Below are 7,500 nucleotides of genomic sequence, written 5' to 3'. Positions count from 1 at the left end.
GTTAAACGTTGCAAACGCATATCTAAAATCGCTTGCGCTTGTTTCTCACTTAAGCCGAAACGTTCCATTAAACCTTGTTTTGCAATATCAGCTGTTTTTGAACTACGGATTAAAGTAATAACTTCATCAAGATGATCTAAAGCAATTCGTAAGCCTTCTAAAATATGAGCACGCGCTTCTGCTTTCTCTAATTCATAAGCAGTACGTCTACGAATCACTACCTTTTGATGCTCTAAATAATAATATAGATTTTGTTTTAAATTTAAGACTTGTGGCTCTCCATTTACAAGAGACAACATATTAATACCGAAACTTGTTTGGAGTGCTGTATGTTTATATAGATTATTTAATAGTACATTGGCATTGGCATCACGACGTACTTCCATAACAATACGCATACCATTTCGATCTGATTCATCACGTAAATCTGTAATACCTTCGATTTTCTTATCACGAACTAGTTCTGCGATCTTTTCAATTAATCGCGCCTTATTAACTTGATAAGGTAGTTCTGTTACGATAATAGTTTGTTTACCATTTGCTCTCTCTTCAATTTCAACTTTAGCACGAAGTATAATAGAACCGCGACCTGTTTCGTAAGCTCTTCGAATTCCACTTCGCCCTAAGATTAAACCTGAAGTCGGGAAGTCTGGTCCAGGAATATATTCCATTAATTCCGCGATAGTGATATCAGGGTTATGACTTAATGCCAACACACCATCAATTACTTCTCCAAGTTGATGCGGTGGAATGTTTGTTGCCATACCAACCGCAATACCCGTCGTACCATTGACTAATAAGTTAGGGAAACGCGCTGGTAATACAACTGGCTCTCTTTCAGAACCATCGTAGTTATCTTGATAATCAATTGTATTCTTTGTAATATCACGTATTAATTCCATAGAAATCTTAGACATTCTTGCTTCTGTATAACGCATTGCTGCCGCTGAATCTCCATCAACAGAACCGAAATTACCATGTCCATCAACAAGCATGTAACGTTGACTAAAATCTTGTGCCATACGTACCATTGTTTCATAAACAGCTGAATCACCGTGCGGGTGATACTTACCAATTACTTCGCCGACAATACGCGCCGACTTCTTATATGCTTTATCAGCTGTAATTCCTAAATCATTCATCGCATATAAAACCCTACGATGAACTGGTTTTAATCCATCACGAACATCTGGTAATGCACGAGACACGATAACACTCATTGCGTAATCTAAAAATGAGGTACGCATTTCATGACTAATATTAATTTCTCGAATTCGTGCTTGTTGTTGATTGTCTGACATCAACGAGCACCTCCTCTTACATTTCCGTTACACATACATTGATTTATATGTAGAAGACAGGAATACTTAGATTCCTGTCATTACTCACTTAAATATCAAGGTTTTTCACGTATTTTGCATTTTCTTGGATAAAGTTACGACGCGGCTCTACTTTATCACCCATCAAAATTTCAAATGTTTCATCCGCTTCAATTGCATCTTGAAGGGAAACTTGAAGTAACGAACGTACTTCTGGGTCCATTGTCGTCTCCCACAGCTGAGTTGGATTCATTTCCCCTAGACCTTTATAACGCTGAATCCCAGGCTTAGGTTGAGCTGGTAATTCAGCTAGTATTTTTTCAAGTTCTTTATTGTTATAAGCATATTGAATTTTTTTACCTTGTTGTACTTTAAACAACGGTGGCTGTGCGATATATATATATCCACACTCAATGATTTGACGCATATAACGATAGAAGAACGTTAATAATAGGGTACGAATATGTGCACCATCAACATCGGCATCTGTCATAATAATAACTTTATGATAGCGAGCTTTTTCAATAGCAAAATCCCCACCAATATTTGTACCAATTGCTGTAATAATTGTACGAACTTCATCATTTGATAAAATCTTATCTAAACGTGCCTTTTCAACGTTAATAATTTTACCCTTCAGTGGTAAAATCGCTTGAAAATGACGATCGCGTCCTTGTTTTGCAGATCCGCCCGCAGAGTCACCCTCCACGATATAAATTTCGCTAATTGCTGGATCTTTAGAAGAACAATCAGCTAGCTTCCCTGGTAAACTTGAAACTTCTAGAGCACTCTTTCGGCGCGTTAGTTCACGAGCCTTTTTAGCCGCTACACGTGCACGTGCTGCCATAGTCCCTTTATCTATAATTTTACGTGCAACATTGGGATTTTCTAGTAAGAACTTTTCAAACGCCTCTGAGAATACAGACTCTGTAATCGTTCTCGCTTCACTATTTCCAAGTTTCGTCTTTGTTTGTCCTTCAAATTGTGGATTTGGATGCTTAATTGACACGATTGCTGTTAAGCCTTCACGAACATCTTCACCAGTTAAATTACTATCCGCATCTTTTAAAATATTATTTTTACGACCATAATCGTTAATTACACGTGTTAGAGCAGTCTTAAAACCTACCTCATGTGTACCGCCTTCATACGTATGAATATTATTTGTAAATGAATAAATATGATTTGTATAGCCTTCGTTATATTGAAGAGCAACCTCAACCTGAATCCCATCTTTTGAACCGTCAACATATACAGGTTCTTCATGAATCGGTTGTTTTGAACGATTTAAATGTTCAACATATGATTTAATTCCACCTTCATAATGGAATTCTTTCTTTTGCTTATGTTCACGCTTATCTTCAATTGTTAATTTAATATTACGATTTAAAAACGCCAACTCACGCATACGAGTCGCTAATGTATCAAATTCGTATTCTGTCGTCTCTGTAAAAATTTCTGAATCTGGCTTAAAGCGTGTGATCGTTCCTGTACGATCAGTTTCACCTATTACTTTTAAATCCGCAGCCGGGATCCCACGTTCATATTTTTGATAGTGTATTTTTCCATCTCGATGTACAAATACCTCTAATTCTGTTGATAAAGCATTTACAACAGATGCACCTACACCATGCAAACCACCAGAAACTTTATAACCACCACCGCCAAATTTACCACCGGCATGGAGTACCGTCATAATAACTTCTACAGCAGGACGTCCCATTTTTTCTTGTATACCAACAGGGATACCACGACCATCATCTGTTACAACAATACTATTATCTTCTTCAATACTGACATTAATTTCATCACAATATCCTGCTAAAGCTTCATCAATACTGTTATCAACAATTTCCCACACGAGGTGATGAAGACCTTTTCCACTTGTAGAACCGATATACATACCAGGACGCTTTCGAACTGCCTCCAGTCCTTCTAACACCTGAATCTGACTTTCATCATATGCATTTTCCTGTATTTGCTTTTGTTCCATTGACACAAAGATCACCTACTTTTCCATTTAAACAGAAATTATTTTCTGTCTATTTCACAATCTACCGTGCCGTTCGTTACATGAATTGTTTTCGCTTCTTTCAATGTTTCATGTTCAATTCCCTCGACACTCGTCGTTGTCACAAAGGTTTGTACTTTTCCTTGAATTGTATTTAGCAGATGCGATTGACGATAATCATCTAATTCTGATAACACATCATCTAGTAAAAGAATTGGATATTCCTTAACCTCTGAGTATATCAATTCAATTTCAGCCAATTTTAGGGATAGTGCGGTTGTTCGTTGTTGTCCTTGTGAACCAAAGACTTGAACATTTTTACTATTAACGAAGAATTGTAAATCATCACGATGAGGACCAAGTAAAGTTGTACCCCGAAAAATTTCACGTTGTTTCACAGATTGAAAACTTTCATAGTATACTTCTTTTATTTTCGACAAATCCATTGATTCTGATACATCTACACTTGGTTTATAAACGATTTCTAACTCCTCTAATCCCCTGCTAATTCCGCGATGAATTGGAGCAGCCCATTCTTGTAGTAAATGCAAAAACTCAAAACGTTTTCGCAAAATTTTTGCACCATGCTCAATAAGTTGAAGTGTAAATACATCCAACATCGTTTCTTCATTTTTACTATTCCCTTGCATCTTCTTAAGTAAATGATTTCGTTGCGTGAGTACCTTTTGATATTGACTTAATTCATACAAATAGACCGGAGCTATTTGTCCAAGTTCCATATCCAAAAAGCGTCTTCGTACTTGAGGGCTTCCTTTTACAAGATTTAAATCTTCTGGGGCAAACATAACAACATTCATTTCACCAATATACTGGCTCAATTTTTGTTGTTCTAACTGATTTAACTTTGCCTTTTTACCTTTTTTTGAAATATTTAATTCTAAGGATATTGAACTATTTCGCCTTTGTAATCTACCTTTTATATTACCATAATCCTCATCCCAACGAATGAGTTCACGATCGTTCGAAGTTCTATGAGATTTCGCCATCGCCAATACATAAATAGCTTCCATCAGATTCGTTTTCCCTTGCGCATTTTCACCAATAATTACATTGACTTTATCCTCAAAGGAAAGCTCTAAATGCTCATAATTGCGATAGTTTTTTAATTGTATTTCTGTAATAAACAAAGGGATCCCCCTTTATGCCTGAACTTGGAAAGTTCCGCTTCCCGGAATTTCAACAATATCATTTGCATATAACTTTCGGCCTCTTCTATTTTCAAGTTCTTGATTCACGTATACTTCATATTCTTGTAAGAACCATTTCACAGCGCCACCTGTATCAATTACATCAGCTAACTTTAAAAATTGTCCTAGTGTAATGTATTCTGTTGAAATCTTAATAAGTTTCATAAAATCGCTCACTTTCTGAGAGTGTTCATTCTTTCATTGTACTAAATAAACTAGCATTAGGAAAGTAATACCCCACAAATCAAATAAGGGTCACTAGTACCTTTACACTAGCAACCCTTAATCCTTACTTAGTAAGTACGGACTGGTAAAATTAATTGGATAATGGAATTATCATTTACTGTGCGAATTAAAAACGGTCTCATCGCTCCAGTAAAACTAACTTTAATTTCTGTACTGTCTAAAGCCTTTAATGCGTCCATCATATATTTTGCACTAAAAGATATTTTTAATTCTTCTCCATCTACATTTTCACATTGAACCTCTTCTACTACTTTTCCGATTTCTGGTGCATTCGAAGAAATCTCTAACATCTGTTGTTCTAATGTCGATAATTTAACAACGTTGTTACGACCATCTCTTGCTAACAGCGACGCACGATCAATCGCTTGTAAAAATTCTTTTGTATTTACAAATATATCAGTTTTACTTTCAGCTGGAATTAAACGCGTTGTATCTGGATAATTTCCTTCTAATAATCTTGAGAAGAATAATAAATGTTTTGTACGGAATAATACTTGATACTCCGTAATAACGATATCTACCATTTCTTCAGATTCATCTAGAATTTTACTTAATTCACTTAAGCTCTTACCAGGAATAACGACATTCGCTTGAAATTCATCGGCAATATTATACCCTTCGATTTTTGCTTTACGAAGTGCTAGTCTGTGACTATCTGTTGCAATACAAGTTAGCTCGCTGTTATATACCTTCCAGTTTACACCTGTCAAGATTGGTCTTGTTTCAGAACTTGAAACTGCAAATACTGTTTGACGAATCATGTGCTTTAGTAAATCCGTTGGAATCTTAAATACATGATGTTCTTCAATTTGTGGTAATAACGGATATTCAGCAGCATCTAAACCATTTAAGTTGAACTCTGATTTTCCAGATTTTATTTTTGTCATAAAATGATTTTCCACAGAAATTTCGACAGTTTCTTTAGGTAATTTTTTTACGATCTCACTAAAATATTTTGCTTGTAAAATAATACTTCCTGATTGTTTAATTTCCACAATTTCTTTTCCAGCATCTTCGACTGGGATAAATGATTCGATAGAGATGTCTGCATCACTACCCGTTAAAGTAACTCCTTCTTCAGTTGCTACAACTTTAATCCCTGTAAGAATTGGAATTGTTGTACGAGAAGAAACTGCCTTCATTACATCTTGTACACTTCTTACAAGATAGTCTTTTTGTATTGTAAAACGCATAACGAAAAACCTCCGGTAAGTATAAGATTTTATTTATTTAATAAAGATATAAAAGTAGTAGTAATAGTACTAGGGCTTGTGGATATGTGGATAACCCTGTTTAAAGATGTAAAAACAGTCTATCTACATGTGGATAGACTGTGCGTAAAATAAGCTAAGTTATTCACACTATTCAGCTACTACTATTTTAAAATATCCTTAACTTCTTCAACGTGTTTTTGTAATTGAGTATCCGTTTTTAATAGCTTCGAAATTTTTTCGTGAGCATGGATTACTGTTGTATGATCGCGGCCACCAAATTCTTCACCTATTTTTGGCAAAGATGAGTCCGTAAGTTCACGTGATAAATACATCGCAATTTGGCGAGGGAATGCAACGGATTTTGTCCGTTTTTTTGCTTTGAAATCTTCTAATTTTACTTGATAGACGCCCCCAACAGCCTTTTGAATATCAGAAATAGAAATAATTCTAGGTATAGAGTTTGGAATAATATTTTTAAGTGCTTCAGCCGCTAAATCAGCATTCATATCTTTATTAATTAAAGATGAATAAGCTACAACTCGAATAAGTGCACCCTCTAGTTCACGAATATTTGAATCGATTTGATTTGCGATATAAAGCATAACTTCATTTGGTATATCAAGACCTTCTGCTTTTGCTTTTTTACGTAAAATTGCGATTCTAGTTTCTAAATCTGGTGGCGTAATGTCCGTAATTAACCCCCATTCAAAGCGAGAACGAAGGCGATCTTCTAAAGTTGGGATTTCTTTTGGTGGTCTATCGCTTGAAATCACAATTTGTTTACTTTCTTCATGTAACGCATTAAATGTATGGAAAAACTCTTCCTGTGTTTGTTCTTTTCCAGCAAGAAATTGAATATCATCTATCAATAAGACATCTACATTACGATATTTATTACGAAAATCGACAGCTTTATTATCACGAATTGAATTAATAAATTCATTTGTAAATTTTTCAGATGATAAATATACAACTTTTGCATTTGGGTTGTGTTCAATTACATAATGCCCAATTGCGTGCATTAAATGTGTTTTTCCAAGTCCAACGCCCCCGTAAATAAAGAGCGGATTATAGGCTTTAGCTGGTGCTTCAGCTACAGCTAAAGAAGCAGCATGTGCAAAACGATTACCAGATCCAATAACAAATGTATCAAATGTATATTTTGGGTTTAACATACTCTGTGGTAAGTGATTAGACTCATCATGTGCATGTTTTTGCTTAACAGAAGGGAGATCTATATCCTCTTCTGCCTGACTTTGGGGAATGATAAAACGAATAGCTAGTTTTGCCCCTGTTAAATCATAAAGTGTTTCGGAGATTAGTTCCGAATAATGAGATTCTAGCCAGTCACGAGCAAATTCATTTGGAGCTGTAATAGTTAATACATCTTTTTTTAAGTTATGAGCAGTTGTTGATTTTAACCAGGTTTCATAACTTGGCTTGCTTACCTTTTTTTCTAATTCTTTTAAGGCACTATTCCATAAATCAGAGATATTTTCCAA

The 7,500-nt window shown here is 35.3% G+C and carries 6 protein-coding genes (1 of these 6 only partly in view); all 6 read right to left on the bottom strand.

What is annotated here, in order from left to right; all coding sequences use genetic code 11:
• Positions 1 to 1,301, bottom strand: the 5' portion of a protein-coding gene (gene gyrA, locus MKY70_RS00030) for a DNA gyrase subunit A (RefSeq protein ID WP_002034984.1). The gene continues 1,171 nt to the left of window position 1, outside the view; 1,301 of the gene's 2,472 nt are visible here — the first part of the coding sequence; the start codon lies at positions 1,299 to 1,301; its stop codon lies beyond the left edge, outside the window.
• 88 nt (positions 1,302 to 1,389) lie between these two features.
• Entirely contained in the window at positions 1,390 to 3,312 is a 1,923-nt protein-coding gene (gene gyrB, locus MKY70_RS00025) for a DNA topoisomerase (ATP-hydrolyzing) subunit B (RefSeq protein ID WP_044438325.1), read from the bottom strand.
• Positions 3,313 to 3,350: 38 nt separating this feature from the next.
• Positions 3,351 to 4,478, bottom strand: a complete 1,128-nt coding sequence (gene recF / locus MKY70_RS00020; RefSeq protein WP_002034987.1) for a DNA replication/repair protein RecF — start codon at positions 4,476 to 4,478, stop codon at positions 3,351 to 3,353.
• Positions 4,479 to 4,490: 12 nt separating this feature from the next.
• Positions 4,491 to 4,703, bottom strand: a complete 213-nt coding sequence (yaaA, locus tag MKY70_RS00015; protein ID WP_002016484.1) for a S4 domain-containing protein YaaA — start codon at positions 4,701 to 4,703, stop codon at positions 4,491 to 4,493.
• Between the two features lie 128 nt (positions 4,704 to 4,831).
• Positions 4,832 to 5,977, bottom strand: coding sequence for a DNA polymerase III subunit beta (gene dnaN / locus MKY70_RS00010; RefSeq protein WP_002130198.1), 1,146 nt, complete (start codon positions 5,975 to 5,977; stop codon positions 4,832 to 4,834).
• A gap of 182 nt (positions 5,978 to 6,159) precedes the next feature.
• Positions 6,160 to 7,500 carry a chromosomal replication initiator protein DnaA gene (gene dnaA, locus MKY70_RS00005; RefSeq protein ID WP_002016481.1) on the bottom strand — a complete coding sequence of 447 codons (1,341 nt, stop codon included), beginning with the start codon at positions 7,498 to 7,500 and terminating at the stop codon, positions 6,160 to 6,162.

The sequence above is a fragment of the Bacillus sp. FSL R9-9492 genome (assembly GCF_038007365.1).
Classification (GTDB): Bacteria; Bacillota; Bacilli; order Bacillales; family Bacillaceae_G; genus Bacillus_A; species Bacillus_A mycoides.
This window is presented reverse-complemented; position numbering and strand designations above follow the sequence as displayed.